This is a genomic window from Rothia mucilaginosa (assembly GCF_964211445.1).
Taxonomy (GTDB): domain Bacteria; phylum Actinomycetota; class Actinomycetes; order Actinomycetales; family Micrococcaceae; genus Rothia; species Rothia mucilaginosa_E.
This window is the reverse complement of record NZ_CAXOQT010000023.1, coordinates 20,084-39,000: the sequence shown is the minus strand read 5'-3', so window position 1 is coordinate 39,000 and position 18,917 is coordinate 20,084. Positions and strand designations below refer to the sequence as shown.

Annotated in this window: 12 protein-coding genes; 10 read left to right on the top strand and 2 right to left on the bottom strand. The window is 57.7% G+C overall.

The features are described from left to right. Positions 1-43: 43 nt before the first annotated feature. Positions 44-1,609, bottom strand: a complete 1,566-nt coding sequence (locus AB8E48_RS06755) for an MFS transporter (protein ID WP_294626678.1) — start codon at positions 1,607-1,609, stop codon at positions 44-46. A 189-nt stretch (positions 1,610-1,798) separates the two neighbouring features. Here AB8E48_RS06755 and AB8E48_RS06750 point away from each other — a divergent pair, with 189 nt between their 5' ends. From AB8E48_RS06750 to AB8E48_RS06725, 6 genes are all read left to right on the top strand, one after another. Next, complete coding sequence (locus AB8E48_RS06750; RefSeq protein ID WP_303970067.1) at positions 1,799-2,377, top strand: TetR/AcrR family transcriptional regulator; 579 nt, start codon at positions 1,799-1,801, stop codon at positions 2,375-2,377. A gap of 135 nt (positions 2,378-2,512) precedes the next feature. Then, a complete protein-coding gene (locus tag AB8E48_RS06745) occupies positions 2,513-2,833 on the top strand; it encodes a putative quinol monooxygenase (protein ID WP_368886196.1) in 321 nt (106 codons plus the stop codon). A 262-nt stretch (positions 2,834-3,095) separates the two neighbouring features. After that, entirely contained in the window at positions 3,096-3,908 is an 813-nt protein-coding gene (locus AB8E48_RS06740; RefSeq protein ID WP_313969492.1) for an NUDIX hydrolase, read from the top strand. 462 nt (positions 3,909-4,370) lie between these two features. Then, on the top strand, positions 4,371-6,158 hold the full coding sequence (locus AB8E48_RS06735; protein ID WP_368886195.1) for an ATP-binding cassette domain-containing protein: 1,788 nt from the start codon (positions 4,371-4,373) through the stop codon (positions 6,156-6,158). Positions 6,159-6,565: 407 nt separating this feature from the next. After that, positions 6,566-8,308, top strand: coding sequence for an ATP-binding cassette domain-containing protein (locus tag AB8E48_RS06730; RefSeq protein WP_368886194.1), 1,743 nt, complete (start codon positions 6,566-6,568; stop codon positions 8,306-8,308). A gap of 243 nt (positions 8,309-8,551) precedes the next feature. Beyond that, positions 8,552-10,027: an RNA-binding domain-containing protein gene (locus AB8E48_RS06725; RefSeq protein WP_313989772.1), complete on the top strand. Its 1,476-nt coding sequence runs from the start codon at positions 8,552-8,554 to the stop codon at positions 10,025-10,027. A gap of 135 nt (positions 10,028-10,162) precedes the next feature. On the opposite strand, the gene AB8E48_RS06720 is transcribed toward AB8E48_RS06725, so the two are convergent. Continuing rightward, positions 10,163-10,786, bottom strand: coding sequence for a superoxide dismutase (locus AB8E48_RS06720; RefSeq protein WP_044150883.1), 624 nt, complete (start codon positions 10,784-10,786; stop codon positions 10,163-10,165). A 1,465-nt stretch (positions 10,787-12,251) separates the two neighbouring features. Here AB8E48_RS06720 and AB8E48_RS06715 point away from each other — a divergent pair. The 4 genes from AB8E48_RS06715 to lysX all read left to right on the top strand — a co-directional run bounded on the left by AB8E48_RS06715 (position 12,252) and on the right by lysX (position 18,862). Further along, positions 12,252-12,803: a MarR family winged helix-turn-helix transcriptional regulator gene (locus tag AB8E48_RS06715; RefSeq protein ID WP_368886193.1), complete on the top strand. Its 552-nt coding sequence runs from the start codon at positions 12,252-12,254 to the stop codon at positions 12,801-12,803. Positions 12,804-13,339: 536 nt separating this feature from the next. Beyond that, the gene (locus AB8E48_RS06710) at positions 13,340-13,864 is read left to right on the top strand and encodes a ferritin (RefSeq protein ID WP_070833136.1); all 525 of its coding nucleotides are present in this window, start codon (positions 13,340-13,342) and stop codon (positions 13,862-13,864) included. A 243-nt stretch (positions 13,865-14,107) separates the two neighbouring features. Further along, a complete protein-coding gene (nhaA, locus tag AB8E48_RS06705; RefSeq protein ID WP_313969496.1) occupies positions 14,108-15,460 on the top strand; it encodes a Na+/H+ antiporter NhaA in 1,353 nt (450 codons plus the stop codon). Between the two features lie 51 nt (positions 15,461-15,511). Further along, positions 15,512-18,862, top strand: coding sequence for a bifunctional lysylphosphatidylglycerol synthetase/lysine--tRNA ligase LysX (lysX, locus tag AB8E48_RS06700; RefSeq protein WP_368886192.1), 3,351 nt, complete (start codon positions 15,512-15,514; stop codon positions 18,860-18,862). The last annotated feature ends 55 nt before the right edge of the window (positions 18,863-18,917 follow it).

The following is an 18,917-nucleotide window of genomic DNA, read 5'->3' as shown; positions in this document are numbered from 1 at the left end:
GCAACGGCAGGCGGGGCTTATCTATGAGGTTTAGTGCGCTGTATTAGTGTTCAGCAGGCTTCATTTCGCGAGGAGCCTTGCGGATCATGAGGTAGCTGATAACAGCCATAACACCCATGAGCACGGCACTGAATGCGGAGCTCAGCACCACGCCGGAGTCAAAGGCGGCGAATGCGGAAGAGAGCAGCTGGTTTGCCTGCTCACCACCCACATGGCTGGCAACCGACACGGCACCGCCGAGGGTTTCCTGGGCATGGTCGGCGAGGGTTTCATCCAGGCCGGAGGGCACGACCACGTTCGCACGGTAGACGGCGGTGAGCATACCACCGATGATGACGGTACCGAGCACCGCACCCGTCTCGTAGGAGGTCTCAGAAATCGCGGACGCCGCACCGGCCTTACGCGGCGGCACGCTGGAGAGCATCAGGTCGTTCGAAATGGTCTGAGCAATACCGATGCCGGTACCGAGCACAATAAAGATGAGGATAATAACCACGTCGCTGTGCGCACCCAGGAAGGCGAGCACCGCGAACGCGGCGGCGTTGAGAGCCAGACCGAAGGACACCACCTGCGCCGGGTGGAAGTGCACCGCAACACGCGCAATCACCAGGCCGGCGATGATAGTCGCCAAAGTACCGGGAATCAGCAGCATGCCGGCGTACATGGGCGGCAGACCGGAGACCAGCTGCAGGTGCTGGGAGGCGAAGTAGATGAAGCCAACGTCCACCGTCATGGAGATGAGGTTCGCGGTAATCGCACCGGTGAACACGGTGTTGCGGAAGAGGCGCACATCCAGCATGGGCTGAATATCGTTCTTCTCGCGGTTGAGCTGACGCAGCACGAACAGAACAATGAAGCACAGACCGGCAAGGATGGTGCTAATAGCCACCGCATCGAAACCAGCTTCGGAGGTGTGAGTCAGACCGAAGGTAATGCCGGTCATGCCGACCATGATCAGCAGGATGCTCAGCGGATCCACCGGGCTGGGGTTTGGGTCCTTCGACTCGGGCACCATGATCGGGGCAAGAATCAGCAGAGGAATCAGAATCGGCACAGCGAGCAGGAACACCGAACCCCAGTCGAAGTGCTCCAGCAGGAAGCCACCCACAATCGGGCCCAGCGCCGCACCGGCGGAGAAGCCCGAAGCCCACACGGCAATAGCGATGCGGCGCTCGGTCGCGTCCACAAAGATATTGCGGATAATCGACAGGGTTGCCGGCATGAGCATCGCACCGAAAATACCGAGCAGGGCACGGGCAACCACGAGCATCAGCGCGGAGGGCGCGAATGCCGCGAGCGCAGAAATCGCCGCGAAGCCGGTCGAACCGATGAGCAGCAGCTTGCGGCGGCCGATGCGGTCGCCGATAGCGCCCATGGGTACGAGCAGGGCGGAGAGCACCAGCGGGTAGGAGTCAACGATCCACAGCTGCTCCGCGGAGGAGGGGCTCAGTGCCTTAGCGATTGCGGGCACCGCGAAGGCGAGCACCGTGTTGTCGATGGAGACCAGGAGCACCGGGAGCATGAGCACGCCGAGTGCCGCCCAGCGTTTGGTCTTCTGGTCGGGGGCGTGAATGGGCAGAGCCGTGGTGTGCGGATTGTGATTCGTCATGGGTTGTTTTCGTGCGTCTATAAGGTGTCGGCTGATACGGCGGCATCAGCTCGGTATGTCCTTTGGACTAGGTCTTTTAGTGAGGTTTTCGGGGATTACCCGGAGGTTTTAGGGGTCCGGGCGGGTCCACAAACGAAGATTAACTATACCAACTGGACGGTATAGTTTCAAGCGGTTAGACTGGTACCCATGACCACCCCCAACCACCGCAAACAGCGCGCCAACAACTCCCGCGAACACATCCTCGACACCTACGTCGACCTGCTGATTCGCTCGGGAGAACGCGCCGCAACCCTCGACGCCGTCGCCACCGCCGCCAAGGTATCCAAGGGCGGGCTACTCTACCACTTCTCATCCAAGAAGGCGCTCCTTGAGGCGCTCGCAGAACGCACCCTCGCCCTTGCTGGCGAGGATTTCGCGGCAATGGAGCAGGCACCCGAGGGGGCAAGCGCCTACTACATCAATTCCTCCACGCCGGATAACACCCCGTTCGACCGTGCCCTCATTGCCCTCAGCCGCCTGGCTCAGAACAATAATGAGCTCGCCCAGCAGACCATGAGTCGCGTGCAGGATGGCTGGCATGCGCTCGTCCTCGCTGAGCTGGGTGATGAGCAGATTGCCCGCACCGTGCTGCTTCTGGGTGACGGCATGTACTACAACGCGGCGTTCGGAGGCGACTCCGCCAGCCCGCAGAGAGCTGCAGCCATCGCGGCAGACCGTGCGGCGCTCGAACGTGCGTTGCAGGTACTCAAGGCGGCGGCACGCTAGAACAAGAATCCACTCGATACGACGGTTAAAGCCACAAGCTAAAACCACTGTCTCACACCGTATTTTTCAGCGCCGTCGAGCACCCGCGACTTAAACTGGAAGGGTACGTAACCGCTCTTTATCTAAGGAGTTCCGATGATTTTCATTGCTGTAAAGTTCCCCGTCAAGCCCGAATACGCTGACCAGTGGATCGAGAAGACCCGCGCTTTCACCGAGGCAACCCGCGCCGAGGAGGGCAACAAGTTCTTCGAGTGGTCCCGCAGCGTTGAAGACCCGAACGAGTTCGTTCTGCTCGAGGCTTTCAACGACGACGCAGCTGGCCCGCACGTTAACTCTGAGCACTTCCAGCAGGCTATGAAGGACATGCGTCCGATGCTGACCGCAACCCCGAAGATTATTTCTCGCCTGATCGACGGCGAAGGCTGGGACGCGATGGGCGAGCTGCAGATCGACTAGTCTGCACCCCTAATGTGCACCTAAAACTGCATAGTTAGACACTGCATAAGTAGACCCTGGAGCGCCCCTCCACATTGTTCTATTGGACATGCTGGAGGGGCGCTTTGGTGTGTCCGGTACCTGAACTTTTTCCCCTTGACACGACGCGGATGGTACCGGTTTTCGGGTCAGCGGGTGCCTTGCGTGCATTTTTACCCTATTAACCCCTTAAAATGGGTAGAGTATGCACACCTATCGATACCCATTCGCACAGGAGGCCTGAATGAGCATCGCATCCCAGCCTCTTCCCGGCGCAGTCGCCACTGAAGAGCACAACGACGTGGACCACACCTCTGTATCTCTCGCTGTCTCGACCGTGATTCTAGCTTTGCGTCCCAAGGATAACGAGACCCACCCGACCCTGTGGCTGCCGCTGGTTCGCCGCCTCCGCGAGCCCTATAAGGGTCAGTGGGCGCTTCCTGGCGGTCCGCTCAACCCGAATCTTTCTCTGGAAGAGGCTGCCGCTTCGACCCTGAAGCGTGCCACCAACCTGCAGCCCGGCTACCTGGAGCAGCTCTACGCATTCGGTGATGTTCTGCGCACTCCCGAGGCGCGTGCTGCCCGCGTTGTCGGCGAGCCTGACCCGGCACCCGGCGCCGATCACGAGCGCGTGGTTTCCGTGGTGTACTGGGCGTCGATTCCCGCCACCGAGGTCGCAAACACCCGCGTGCACGAGAACATCCGTTGGTTCCCGGTGGATGAGCTGCCCGAGCTGGCATTCGACCACAACGAAATCATTGAGTACGCACTCTACCGCCTGCAGAACAAGGTCGAGTACTCGCGTATTGCGCACTCGTTCCTGGGTGAGGAGTTCACCCTGGCGCAGCTGCGTGAGGTGTACGAGGCGATTCTGGGTCGCACCCTGGATCCGGCGAACTTCCGCCGCCAGATTGCGGCGTCGAAGTCGATTATTGACACCGGCCGCCGCGTGGAGGGCACCCGCCACCGCCCGCCGCGCCTGTACCGTTACAACGACGCTCAGGCGTACGCGGATGCAGGCCCGCTGGGCATGTACCGTGAGCGCCACGAGGCGTAGTAGCATTTCGCGTGTTGTACGCGCGCAGATTTAATGCTTATAAGGAGGGGCGGCACCGAGTGGTGTCGCCCCTCCTTTTGCATTCTCTAGGGGGTATCGACACTTGTCAGAAGGTTTTGCGGGAGGGTGTTTGACTCAGCACCCGCGCGCTTCCTATGCTGGAGACCTCAGTTCTCTATCCGCGCTACCCCATCGAGGGGGTAACCTAATGGGCTGAACGCAATGTTTGACCGAAGCCACCCAAGGCATGACCAGGGCGGTATTCGGAATCTAGGAGGCATCAAAGAAATGACCCACCGAGCATAAGCCCGGATCCAACAACACCAGGTCAATGCGCTTTTATGCGTCCACCCCACTACCCGGGCTTACGTGTACCTACAGACCGCGCTCGGGTTTTTCATGCCTTCACGCCTTCACGTGCGCTGGCGGGAATCCGAGCACCCATTCGAAGGAACTCGGCCCATGCCACACCACATTACACTCGACCATATTTCGTATGCACATCCGGGTGAGCCCCCACTTTTCACCGACCTTTCCGCGGTATTTTCTGCACCACTCACCGGACTTATCGGCGATAACGGCGCCGGAAAAACTACCCTCTTCAGACTTATTCTTGGCGACATAAACCCTAGTCAAGGCATAATCAGCACCCCACAGCGCATAGCGTACCTACCGCAAGATTTAGGGTTGAGTGGGCATCAGCATCTTGCCGATATTTTTGGAATTACAAAAATACTGCAGGCGCTTGATGCGCTGGAATCGGGTGACTATTCCCCCAGCCTTTACGACACCATAGGCGACGCCTGGGATATTGAAGAACGCACCCTCGCAGCCCTTGCCGAACATGGTTTTGGTCCTGCCCTCACTACGACCGATACGCAGGCCTGTCGCAACCTTCTGATGCGTCCCCTTAGCACCTTTTCAGGTGGTCAGACGGTCACAGCCGCACTCACCGCGCTTCTGTATTCAGACCCAGAGTTCATTCTGCTGGATGAGCCCACAAATAATCTGGATTCTTCGGCGAAGAATCGGCTTTATACGGCTCTTGAAACCCTCACCTGCCCGGCGCTCATTATTAGCCACGACCGCGACCTGCTGGAACGTGTGCACGTCATTGCCGAGCTTCACGCCGACCGGCAGGGGGTGGCGCATCTGCGCCTCTTCGAGGGCAACTACAGCACCTACCGGCAGGCGCTGGACACCGAGCAGCAGGCGGCTCAGCGTCGCGTGACCGAGGCGAAGAATGAGGCACGTAAGGCTGAGCGTGAGCGCGCCGAGAACCAGATTAAGCTCGATCGCAATACCCGCCGAGGTCGCGAATTTGAACGGTCAAAGCGGAAACCTGGCATGGCTATGGGCCTGGATAAGAACAGTTCAGAGCGCTCTGCCGGGAAACTTCACACAGCCCACGAAAGCATGGTGGCGGATGCGCGTGCGGCAGTTGGAGAAGCCCAAGAGAACCTGCGCGTGCAGGAGCGTATCTATCTGGAACTTGCTCAGGATACGCTCCCGCTGGGACGGAAAGTACTGGAATTACATCGGGTGGAAAACGACTCTTGCGCATCTACACCGCAGAGCGCCGACATCAAGAAGGCATACACCCAAAACACCGTTTCACGTGAAACACAACCTTATAAAGTTGATTATCCGCTTCAAATCCAAGATTTTCCCGAGGTTCTTATCCTGACCGGACCCGAACACCTGCACATCACGGGAGCAAACGGCAGTGGCAAGACTGTGCTTCTCAATGCGATAGCGCACGCAAATAACCCTGACTACCGTTCCCCAGTGCCGCCTGCGTACCAAGTGCTCTACCGTCTGGACAACACCGCATACCTGCCGCAGCGCATCATCCTCGACCCGGAGCTCACCCTCCTTGAAACCGTACAGAGGGCGAATCCCGGTGCAAGCGAACAGCATCTGCGTGACCAACTGGCGCGCCTGCTCTTCCGTCGCGAAAGCGTACATCAGCGCATTGGGGATTTATCCGGAGGTGAGCGCTTCCGTGCCGCGGTGGCCCAGGTGCTTCTGGCGGATCCGGTGCCGCAGCTGCTCATGTTGGATGAGCCGACGAATAACCTCGATATTTCTTCGGTGGATTGGCTGGTGCAGGTGCTGAACCTGTACACGGGGGCAATCATCCTGGTGAGCCACGATGAGGACTTCTGCCGCCGCATCCGCATTGACCGCACGCTCAACCTTTCGGCAAAAACCCTCGGGAAGGAACCATTCGGGGAATCAGCACGCTGAATCTTCTCCTACATGGGAGGGTGCTTGACCCGCCGCCCATATAGTTCCTATGCTGGAGTCCTCAGCTCTCTATCCGTGTCGCCCCGCCGTGGGGCAACCTATGAAGCTGAACGCAATGTTTGACCGAAGCCACCCAAGGCGCGACCGGGGTGGTCTTCGGAATCTAGGAGGCATCAAAGAAATGACCCACCGAGCATAAGCCCGGATTTAACAGTTTTTTCGCGCACTCACGCAGCTTTTTACGCAGGCATATTCTCCCTGCGCACTTCCATTTTTCTGCGTGTCTCCGTCAGCGCGCATTCACCCGGGCACAGGTACATCCACCGTTACGCTCGGGTTTTTTCATGCCTTCACACCTTCACGTGCGCTGGCAGGAATCCGAGCACCTACTCGAAGGAACTCGGCCCATGTCATTTCACATTACACTCGACCATATTTCGTACGCGCACCCGAGTGAGCCCGCACTTTTTGTAGACCTTTCGGCGGTGTTTTCGGCACCTCTGACCGGGCTCATCGGCGACAATGGTTGCGGAAAAACAACCCTCATGAGGTTGATTTTGGGGGATTTGACCCCGGATTCTGGTTCTTTGGCAGCACCGGAACGCATGGCATATCTTCCCCAGGATTTGGGACTGGATCGGGAGCAGACCCTCGCCGAGCTCTGCGGAATCTCCGAGATTCTGCGGGCACTGCAGGCGGTGGAATCCGGCGAATACTCCCCCGAACTCTACGAAACTATCGGCGATAACTGGGACATTGAGGAGCGCACCCTCGCGGCTCTTGCGACCTACGGCTTCACCCCGGCAACCCTAGTTGATCGCGACAACCCGCAGGCTGTTCACGCGCTCTTTGCCCGCCAGATGCACTGCTTCTCCGGTGGCGAGGCGGTCATCGCCGCACTTGCCTCACTGATGAGTTCTGACCCCGAGTTCATCCTGCTCGATGAGCCGACCAACAACCTGGACTCTGCAGCGAAGGCTCAGCTCTTCACGGCACTGGAAGCGCTGCCCTGCCCGGCGCTCATTATTAGCCACGACCGCGACCTATTGGAGCGCATGCACGTGATTGCGGAGCTTCACGCCGACCGGCAGGGGCTGGCTCATCTGCGCCTCTTCGAAGGCAACTACAGCACCTACCGCCAGGCGCTGGACACCGAACAGCAGGCAGCTCAGCGTCGCGTGAGCGAGGCGAAAAACCGGGTACGTTCTGCGCACCGTGAGTGGGTGCATGCGCAGGAGATTATTTCGAAGAACATGGCGCAGGTGTGGAAGGACGACCAGCCGGATACGATTCTTGCCCTCGCCAAGGATGCCTCACGGCAGGCGGCGGCGAAGCTTCGAGTTCTGCGCGTCGGCAAGCAGGAGCAGGCTCAGGAGGAATACCAGAACGCGCAGAATGAGGTCCGCGTGCAGGAGAAAATCTATGCCGAGCTGAGCCAACAACCCCTACCCGCGGGACGTAAGGTGCTGGAGCTGAGCAGGGTTGATTCTCGCTGTGTTGACTCTCGGGTTTCACGTGAAACATTTGCCATTCAGCAACCCACCAAGGTTGATTCTCTGCATATTTCACCCGCCGGGGCTGATAGCGAGAGCCAGCAGGGAACCCCGGCGGAGCGCCCCGAGCACCTGATTCTCAGCGGCCCCGAGCACCTGCGCATCACCGGCGCAAACGGCAGCGGCAAGACCACCCTCCTTGAGGCAATTGCCCACGCCGGCGACCCGGAGTACCGCTCCCCCGTGGAGCCCGCCTACCGCGTCGAGTACTGCATCGAGGGGGCGTACATTCCTCAGCGCATCACCCTCGACCCGGAGCTCACTCTTCTGCAGAGCGTGCAGCGGGCTAACCCTGGCGTGAGCGAACAGCATCTGCGTGACCAGCTGGCGCGGCTGCTTTTCCGTCGCGAAAGCGTGCACCATAAGACCAGTGAGCTCTCCGGTGGTGAGCGGTTCCGCGCCGCGGTGGCGCAGGTGCTTCTGGCTGACCCTGTGCCGCAGCTGCTCATGTTGGATGAGCCGACGAATAACCTCGATATTTCTTCGGTGGATTGGCTGGTGCAGGCGCTCGAAGCCTATACCGGCGCGCTCATTGTGGTGAGCCATGATGAGGATTTCTGCCGCCGCATCCGCATTGACCGCACGCTGGCGCTCTAGGGTTCCGCGCCCAACCCCGCGGGCAACTTCTGAATACAACAAACGGGTGCCCAGCACCTCCGAATGTGGAGGCGCCGGGCACTCACCATGGCAGCAGTCGGGACACATTCACCCAACTTCGCAGACCGCCTACTATTTATGTAACAAATCATCCTCGATAGTTACATATTTGTCACTAAAACCCATCTTATTTGTAATTAATGTCCCGCATGAGGCTCAAAATGTCACTCCAGGAATTACAATATGTACATGTATACGCCTGAAGAACTAACACAAACACTCAACGAGCTACGGCTTCTAGGCAGAGACAGCCTGACCGTAGAGGTTAAATCAGCCCACATGGGTTACCCCTCTTCCGTGGCGGAAACTATCTGTAGCTTTGCTAACCTTCCCGACGGAGGCACAATCATATGCGGTGTCGACGAATCTCAGGAGTTTGCACCTGTAGGTGTTTATGATGTTGAAGATTTGCGGGCAAAGATTATTGATGCTGCTCAAAATCTTAAGCCAAAAATCGTAGTAGAAACCGACGATATAACTTTGGATGGCCATCAGCTACTCATCGTAACCGTTCCGGGTCTGCCGGTGCAGGAACGTCCCTGCTTCAAAGGTAATATAGCCTACCAGCGACTCGGAGACGGCGACTACCCAATGGATGGCTACGCGCTCAGTCTAATGTACGCGCAGCGCCACAAACCACACAATGACCTACAATCAATTCCCAACACATCCAGTGAAGATTTGGACAAATCCTACACCGAGGATTTCCTACACCAGGTGCGTCTTTCCTCAGCGCGTCTACGTAATGACTCCGACGCGGAGATCCTGCGCAAACGCAACGTCATTGATGCCCATGACGAGTTGACCTTAGCCGGGCTATGCGCCCTGGGTGATTACCCGCAGCAATTCTATGCTGGGGCAAGCATTATCGGCATAGTTTCTGTAAGCGGCAACGCCCGCAATGATGACCGTTTTCGAAGTGAAGGCCCTATTCCCGCCATGCTTGAAGATACCCTTGCATGGCTTATGCGCAACATCAAGAACCGCACCGTCACAGCTCCCAATGGTGCGGGGCTCATCGATCAGCCAGAAATCCCCCTGGTAGCTCTCCGTGAGTTCGTGGCTAACGCACTCGTCCACCGGAGCTATGAACGGGATGCATCCGGAAAATTTATACAGATTTTTATCAAACGCGGCCGTATTGAAATCATCAGCCCTGGCGGTTTTTGGGGCATCCTGCCGAGTCAGGTAGGCCTCGTGCATCGCCCCGCGGCTGTAAACGAGGCGCTCTATGCTATCTGCCAGAACATTCGTCTCAGTGACGGTCACCGACTAATCGAAGGCGAAGGCGGCGGTATCCTAGCTGCACAACAGGCCCTGGTTGATGCCGGGTTGCGTAAGGCGCATATTATCGACGAGGGTATCCAGGTACGCGTCATTATCTACCGCCCTGCCGATAACACGCAGCCTACGAGCATAATGGAGGTATCCTCGCCTCCTCAACGTGCTGAGATACCGGAAAATCTATCCCCTACGGAATCCCAGGTGTACGTTGCTTTGACCCGAGGGCCCGCTACCGTCGCTGATATCGCGGAAAACACCGAGTTGAGTACACGGCAGGTACGTTACGCGCTACCCAAGCTAATCCAGCGAGGCTTGGTAGAGCAAAAAGCGCGTTCGGGACGCCGCGGTTTGGTGTACCGCACGCTGGCGCTCTAGGGTTCCACGCCCAACCCCGCGGGGCAACTCCTGAATACCACAAACGGGTGCCCAGCACCTCCGAATATGGAGGCGCCGGGCACCCGTTTCAGTTATCTCACCGCGGCTACGTCACCGCGCTGGCGAAAACTTAGATTAGAGGACCAGGCCCTTGGTCTGGGACACTGCGCGCTCGAAGCGAGCCTGAACGTCAGCCCAGTTCACAATGTTCCAGAATGCCTTGACGTAGTCGCCCTTGACGTTCTGGTAGTCCAGGTAGAATGCGTGCTCCCACATGTCCAGCTGCAGAACGGGGATCAGTGCAACGGAGATGTTGCCCTGCTGATCGTAGAGCTGCTCGATGATGAGGCGCTTGCCAACGGTGTCCCATGCGAGGATTGCCCAGCCGGAGCCCTGAATGGTCAGTGCAACGTTGGTGAAGTGCTCGCGGAACTTGTCGAAGGAGCCGAAGAACTCGTCGATTGCTGCTGCCAGCTCGCCGGTGGGCTTGTCGCCACCCTCGGGGGACAGGTTGTTCCAGAAGATGGAGTGGTTGGTGTGGCCACCCAGGTTGAACGCCAGGTCCTTGGAGAGCTTGGAGACGTTGCCGTATGCACCGTTCTCGCGTGCCTCTTCGAGCTGCTCGAGAGCTGCGTTAGCGCCTGCAACGTATGCTGCGTGGTGCTTGTCGTGGTGCAGCTCCATGATCTTTGCGGAGATGTGGGGCTCGAGCGCCGCGTAGTCGTAGGGGAGCTCGGGGAGGGTGTACTTTTCAGCCATGATGATGCCTTTCATTAGAAAACTTGGCTTGTATTAAAGATTACCAGCGTAGCGTTTACTTTACTTTTCATGAGTTGGGGTGCGTCACATTTATGTAAGACCTCGCTTGAGCATGTGGATTTCAGGCGAAGACTTTTCCCCACACCTGTGGATAATCCTGTGTATCAACAGGATTTTCGGGGTCGGCACCCTATTCTGCCTTGAAATACCGGGGTATGCACTCATGTGAATAACAGAGTTGTAAGTTCTCCACACTGTGGATAACTACTGTGGATAACATCCTATTTTGGGGATGCGCGGGGGATAAACTGCAGAATTTTCGCCCTCATTCGGGGTGTTTTTCCTTCTACTAGCCAAAATATTGAGTACTAACAGGGCCGCCGAGCGATCTTACGCGCCTCCTTACGCCGGAGGCGGTGGATTAAGTGCACAGGGTTATCCACAGCTGTGGAAATTTTCGGGTTCCGCGGTTTTATAGGTGAAAAGGTCTTCTGTTTAAGAACTTACCCTCGCTTTTAACAGCCTCGAAAGCCTGTAATTACAAGAATTTTTCGACTGGGCCCCTCTTTGCATCTTGCATTGCCACCATCGCCAGCTTCACCAAATCACATGCGTGTAAGTTCTCCACATTGTGGATAACCATTGTGGATAACCCCTATGGATAACATTCCTGGCGCGATACGGCGCAGCAACACCACAGCTGCAAGGTGCGCAGTGCAGGTACGCAGACCCCTCAATTCATGCTCCTCCCCTAGTTCGCAGGGGCGCTCTTGCTAATCCCTATGAGGGCAAAGAAAAAGAGCACCCGACCATTGGATGCTCTTAGAGTGAGTTGATAGAAATTCGAGTTAAAAAGATACGGTACGGAATGCAGCCCAACCACGAACTGCACCCGCACCGCACATCCGTCGGTAGAAATACGAGTTACTCGTACACCGACGACAATCACCGATAAATAGAGAGTCGAACCTATCGAAGCGAGCTTCCGGTCTCGCCTCGGAGGCTTCCTTCGACCCCGTTATGTAATTAGTGTACACGGTTTCATTACGGTTGCAAAGCCAAAACCGAGATTTTTTTAAAAATTCTGTTATCGTTTCGTTATTTTTCACCCTTGGTAAGCTCTTTACACTCCCTAGAATTTTCACCCACACCCCTAAAAACCTTGATATTCCGCGGAAGTTGGCTTAATTCATGAGTATGCTTCTTGGTACGTTCTCATCTATACTTGTACCGGAAATCTTTTTAAATATGTCGCGCATCACTTGTCTACCCAAGGTTTTTGCAGTCACTGCGTGCAAAAAGATGACCCTAGCACCCTCTAAAAAATTAGCACCAAAGTGTCAACCATTACTTGACCGTACCAATTTCAGGTTGCGAGTAAGACCTTTCGCTAGAATGGGTGCCAATACACCGCATCTCCCCTTAATAAGGGAGCTCCATATCCGATAAAAGAGGAACCAATCCCGTGTCCACACCAACCACGTCTGCGCAGCGGCCTGACAATACCGCACACAGCGAATCCATCCAGTGGCTCTCCCCGCAGGAGCGAGAAGGCTGGCTCTTTATCAGCTCCATCATTTTCAACCTCACCCGCAAGCTGGAAAACCAGCTGCAGACCGAAGCCGGCATTAGCTTCGTTGAATACATGGTGCTCGCGATGCTCTCCGAGTCCAAGGACAATTCCTTGACCATGACCGAACTGGCAATTACCACCAACACCCTCCCGGCACGTCTCTCCCGCGTCGTGGCACGCTTGGAGAAGGACGGATACGTCCGCCGCTCCCTCAGTGCAGAAGACCGCCGCGTCAGCATCTGTCACCTGCTCCCCGCAGGCGACCAGAAGGTGCAGGAGGTCGCACCCGGCCACGTGAACGAAGTACGCCGCCAGATTTTTGACCACCTCACCACCGAGCAGGTTGAGCACCTCGCAGAAATCGGCGAGGCGGTCCTTGGCAACACCCCCTCAAACGTCATCTCCATTGATGCGCTCAAACGTGGGGACTACCCCACACAATAACCTCCTCCACCTGCCCTGCGGGTGAGAGTTGAGAGAACCAGAGATAAGGCACATTCCCACCGGGAACGTGCCTTATCTCTTTAACAGATTTCTTGATCAGGCCCGTGTAGCCGCGAGCGCTACAGCACGCGCGAACCTTAAAACCCCTAAAGTAGCCTCAAAGTAGTCCCACGCACCGTCATCTGCGAAGAATTTTTAAAAATTTTTTACGCCGTAACGCACCGCCCAGAAACGCCGGATTATCAGCTACCGGACACAAATGCATCGTGCATGTGCGTGGGAAATCTAGGTGCTTCATGCCGCCTTAAACCGCGAAATATCAAGGGAACACACTCAATACCACCCAAACCAAAGGGTATATTCAGGTCACCCACACTAAGGGTAGTGGTGACAATATGTCAGGGATACCTCATCTGCCCCACCGATTAGCCTTTTCTCTCTGTACACGACCCACTGCACACCGTACGATAAATACCAACAGGTTGCACCGCGCCATCCGGCGCCTACGAAGCAATCACCATATAAGGAGAAACCATATGTCTAAGTCTTTCTACGACCTTCTGAACGAGCAGATCGGCCACGAGTTCGCAGCATCTCACCAGTACCTGTCCATGGCTATCTGGCTCGACGGCGAAGACCTGCCCCAGCTGGCTAAGTTCTTCTACCGCCAGTCCCTCGAAGAGCGCGAGCACGCACTCATGATGGTTCAGTACAAGCTGGACCGCGGCCACAAGGTCGAGATCCCCGCTGTTCCCGCCGTGAAGAACGACTTCGAGAACGTCCAGGAAATCGTTGACCTGTCCCTGGCACAGGAGAAGGCTGTCACCGGTCAGATCGAGGCTCTGTTCTCCGCAGCACGCGCTGAGAACTACGCACTGGGCGAGCAGTTCATCCTCTGGTTCCTGAAGGAGCAGGTTGAGGAAGTTGCAACCATGGAGACCCTCGTGACCGTTGTAAAGCGCGCAAACGGCAACCTCTTCGACCTGGAGAACTACGTTGCACGCGAGCTGGCACACGACCACGGCCAGGAGTCCGGCGCACCCGCTATCGCAGGCGCATAATCTCGCATTTGCGCGACTAGAGCACTAGTCGAACCCGCAGAATAGCTGCAGAATATTTAACGTTCCGCTCTCACCGCACACCGCGGTGAGGGCGGAACGTTTATGCATTTAACATCTGAAAACTCACCACAGTGCACCGTCCAGGAGCTAAAAGCCGCCAGCGGGTACTCGAATACTCATACAGCGCAGAGTAAACTTAAAAGCCTTAGATGCCGCATAATACCGCGGCAGAAAGAGGAGAGAATGACTCACACCAACCCAGATACCCTCAGCCGCGGCTCCTATAGCAACTCACGCCGCGTAGCCGACATTCTGCGTGCCGAATCCGTCGGCGGTACCGTGCTTCTGATTGCGACGGTGCTGGCAGTAGTACTCGCCAACACCCCCGCCTCCAGCTTCTACTTTGGTCTGCGAGACACCGTTGTTGGCCCGGTCATCCCCGGTTTCAACCACCTGCAGATGAGCATCGGCACCTGGGCGGCAGACGGTCTGCTCGTCGTTTTCTTCTTCCTCACCGGTCTGGAGCTGAAGAAGGAATTCGTGATTGGTGACCTCAAGTCGCCCTCCACCGCTATTGTGCCGATTGCGGCCGCTTTCGGTGGCGTTGCAGTACCCGCAATTATCTACACGGCACTGAACTTCACCAGCCCCACCGCACTGCACGGTTGGGCTATCCCCACCGCAACCGATATTGCGTTCGCGGTGTCTGTTCTCGCCGCCGTGGGTACTTTCCTCCCCTCGGCGATGCGCGTCTTCCTACTGACCCTGGCTGTGGTCGACGACCTCATCGCAATCTGCATTATCGCGATTTTCTATACCAATAACTTCCATGGCGAGTACCTGCTCTTCGCGCTGATTCCCCTCGCCCTGTTCGCGTTCATCGCGTACCGAGGCGAGACCATGCTGCACCTGAAGCCTCTCGCCGCATGGGTTCTGCTGCTGCCCCTGGGCATCATCACCTGGGCGCTCTTCCTCGAATCCGGTATTCACGCCACTATTTCCGGTGTGGTTCTCGGCTTCCTGGTGCCCGTGAAGATGACCGCACGCTCCGAGGCAGCGCACGCAGAACACGGCCTGGCAGAGGTACTGGAGCACCGCTTCCGCCCCCTCTCTACCGGCATCTGCGTGCCCATCTTCGCGTTCTTCAGCGCGGGTGTGGCTGTAGGCGGCTTTGAAGGCCTCGGACGCGCCCTCACCGACTCTGTAGCGGTCGGCATTATGGTTGCGCTGGTTGCCGGTAAGACCATCGGTATTTTCGGTACCACCTGGCTCGTGACCCGCTTCAAGAACGCTAACCTCGACCCGGACGTCGCCTGGATTGACGTGGTCGGCCTGGCTGCAACCGGCGGTATCGGCTTCACCGTGTCCCTGCTGGTGGCTGAGCTGTCCTTCCCGCACGGCTCTCCGCACACCGAAGATGCCAAGATTGCAATTCTTTTCGGCTCTGTGCTCGCCGCAATTGTTGGTGCCATCATCCTTTCACGCCGTAACAAGCACTACCGTGCCCTGGCTGAGAAGGAAAGCGTGGACGCTGACGACAACGGCATCCCCGATATCTTCGAGGGCACCTACCGTGACCCGAAGGCTGAAGCCTAGCAAGAACTCCTAAGGTCTAGTACCTTCCTACACCCCGATCCTCCGCTGATAATGATGTCTCACCGCACTACCTCACGTCGCCGTACAGCACGAGCAGGGCAGGCGCCCGCGCCTCCCTCAAGGTATGCAGAGATATCAGCACGCGTGGTGATCGGGGTGTATTCTTTTGCCGCGCTTCTGACCACGTTCGCGTGGATTATTTCTCCTCTGCGGCACGGTCGCGGCTTCACTTGGTGGGAAGTCACCGCCGACCTGCTGAATATTCCCTCCACGCACACGCTGCCCAGCGCCATCACGATGATTGTGATGGTTTCCGGGCTGATTGTGCGCAAGCGCGCTGCCCTCATTGCCGCCATCGTTTTTCAGGTGCTGGGTGCGCTACTTGCGACCCATAGCGCCTTCACGCTGGTGTTCCCTGAGGGAATCATGCATAAGGACCGTATTTTCTCCTCGACGGTCGATACGCTCTCCATCGTGTTTGCGTGCGTGCTGGTGCCCTTCCTCTTCTCGATTCGTTCGGCGTTCCCGGCGCGTATTGGTCGCCTCTCGTGGGCGGGTGCGGCGTCTACGGCGGTGGGTGGCATCCTGCTGACTACGCTGGTGCTCTGGTACCTGTGCCGTATTGGTGTGTGGGAGCCGCTGCATTCCATCACCCCGTGGGAGCTGCTGATGCACGGCATGGGTATTGAGCGTACCCATCCTGGCGTGTGGGCTGCCGATGTGGTGGGTTTCTTGGCGTCTTTTGGCTACGGTGCTTCGCTGGTTGCGGCGCTGTACCTGTTGGCGCGTGGTTACCGCGCCCCGGACGCGTGGACCGGCGAGAAGGAGCTGAAGATTCGCGCCCTGCTGCAGCAGTACGGTGCCAATGATTCGCTCTCCTATTTCGCGACGCGTCGCGATAAGCAGGTGGTTTTCTCTCCGGATCAGAGGGCGGCGATTACGTACCGTTCGGTCGGTTCGGTATGTTTGGCGTCGAGTGACCCGGTGGGTGACCCGGATTCGTGGGATGCCGCGATTGAGCAGTGGATGTTGCAGGCGCGTAGCTACGGCTGGGTTCCTGCGGCGCTGAGCGTGAGTGAGGCGGGCGCGCGCGCCTACAACCGTGCGGGTCTGTCGATTATTCAGATGGGTGAGGAGGCGGTCCTGGAGGCGGACCGCTTCACGCTCAATGACACATCGATGCTGCCGGTGCGTCAGGCGGTTCAGCGTGTGCGTCGTGGCGGGTACACGGCGCAGATGCGTCGCTTTGCGGAGCTGGATGAGCAGCAGCGTCAGCAGGTGGCGGAGAATATTTCGGCGTGGCGTCATGGCCGTGTGGAGCGCGGTTTTTCGATGGCTTTGAACCGTGTGAATGATCCGGCGGATTCGTCGTCTCTGCTGGTTTCGGCTCATGATGAAGCCGGCCAGATGGTGGCTCTGCTGTCGTTCGTCCCGTGGGGTCCGACCGGTCTGTCGCTGGATGTTATGCGCCGCTCCCCCGAGGCACCTAATGGTGTGGTGGAGTTTATGGTGGCGTCGCTGATGGAGCAGGCGGCATCGCTCGGTGTGCGTCGGGTGTCGCTGAATTTTGCGATGTTTGGCCATATTTTTGAGGCTGCCGATCAGGTGGGCGCTTCGGCGTGGAATCGTTTTGCTTCCCGTTCTTTGGGTGTGCTGGATCGTTTTCTGCAGTTGCGCCGTCTGTATCGTTTCAATCTGAAGTTTGCCCCGCTGTGGGTTCCTCGTTTTTTGGCGACGGAGCCGACGTTGGCGATGGTGAATGTGGTGGTTGCTGCGGGTATGGCGGAGGGCTTTTTGCCGAATCTGTCGGCTCGCCGTTTGCAGGATCAGGAGCAGGTTCTTTCTGCAGATGAGTTGGAGGCTCTTCGCCAGTTGCAGGTATCTGCTGTTGAAGAGCTTCCTGAGGTGTCGCGTAGTGATCAGACTCAGCATCGTCTGCGCCATTTGGAGGCGCTGCGTTCAGCAGGTATGGAGCCGTATCCGCTGGGTGGTGAGATACGCAGTAATGGTGCGCCTATTCTAGGCGTGAAGGATGCCCTGCGTATATTCTCTTCTGAAAATATTCCTAATTCGGAATTTATGGTTTCGGGCCGTATTCGCGCGCTTCGCAACCACGGTGGGGTCCTCTTCGCAACCCTGATTGAAGGGGGCGAAACCCTGCAGGTCGTGATGGAACGAGCCCTGGTGGGCGAGCGCCTGCTGAGCCTCGCCTCCCATGACCTGGACACCGGTGACATCATCACTGTGCTGGGTGCCTACGGGGCGAGCCGCAACGGCACTCGATCGTTGATTGCCTCCAGCTGGCGCATGGCGTCGAAGAGCCTGCACCCCATCCCCTTCGACTCCTTTACCGACCCGGAGGCGCGTCTGCGTCGCCGTTCCACGGACCTGCTGGTGCATCCGGATCAGATGCAGAATCTGCGCCTGCGCACGGCGGTGATTAAGGCGTTGCGCGCCCGTCTGGATGCGGAGGGTTTCCTTGAAGTGGAGACCCCAATTCTGCATACGGTGCACGGTGGTGCGAGCGCGCGCCCGTTCCGCACGTATATCAATGCGTACGGTGAGGATTTGACGCTGCGTATTGCGCCGGAGCTGTATCTGAAGCGTCTGGTGGTGGGCGGTAGCGGTCCGGTGTATGAGTTGGGTCGTGATTTCCGTAATGAGGGTGCTGATGCGACCCATAATCCCGAGTTTACGGTGCTTGAGGCGTACCGCCCGTATGCGGATTATGTGCAGATGCGTGAGTTGACGGAGCGCCTGATTAAGGATGCCGCGCAGTCGGTGTTTGGTTCGGTGTCTTTGCCTCTGGGTCATAAGGCTTCGAGCGAGCGCGTTGTGCGTGATGTGTCGGGTCCGTGGCGTGTGGTGTCGGTGTGTGATGCCCTGTCGGAGGCGCTGGGCCACCGCGTGGATGTGCAGACGGATTTCGAGGAGTTGCTGGCTTTGGCGCAGCAGCACGGTGTGCGTGTTCATGAGGGTATGGGCCCGGGCGCGATTGTTGAGGAGCTGTATGGTGAGCTGGTTGAGGCGCATACGGTGGAGCCGACGTTCTATACGGATTTCCCGGCGGAGACGAGTCCGCTTGCGGCGCCGCATCGTAGTGTTCCGGGTTTGGCGGAGCGTTGGGATTTGGTGATTAACGGTATGGAGATGGGTTGCGCTTACTCGGAGCTGGCGGATCCGTTGGTGCAGCGTGAGCGCCTAACGGAGCAGTCGTTGAAGGCGGCTTCGGGTGACCTTGAGGCGATGGAGGTTGATGAGGATTTCCTCTACGCCTTGGAGACGGGTATGCCGCCGACGGGTGGTTTGGGTCTGGGCGTGGACCGTTTGGTGATGCTGTTGGCTCAGACGCAGATTCGTGGGGTGTTGTCGTTCCCGTTTGTGAAGCCTGAACGTTCATAACCCAACCGATACCTCCGCTTATTTACTGTGCCCGGTGCGAGGTTTTGTGCCTTGC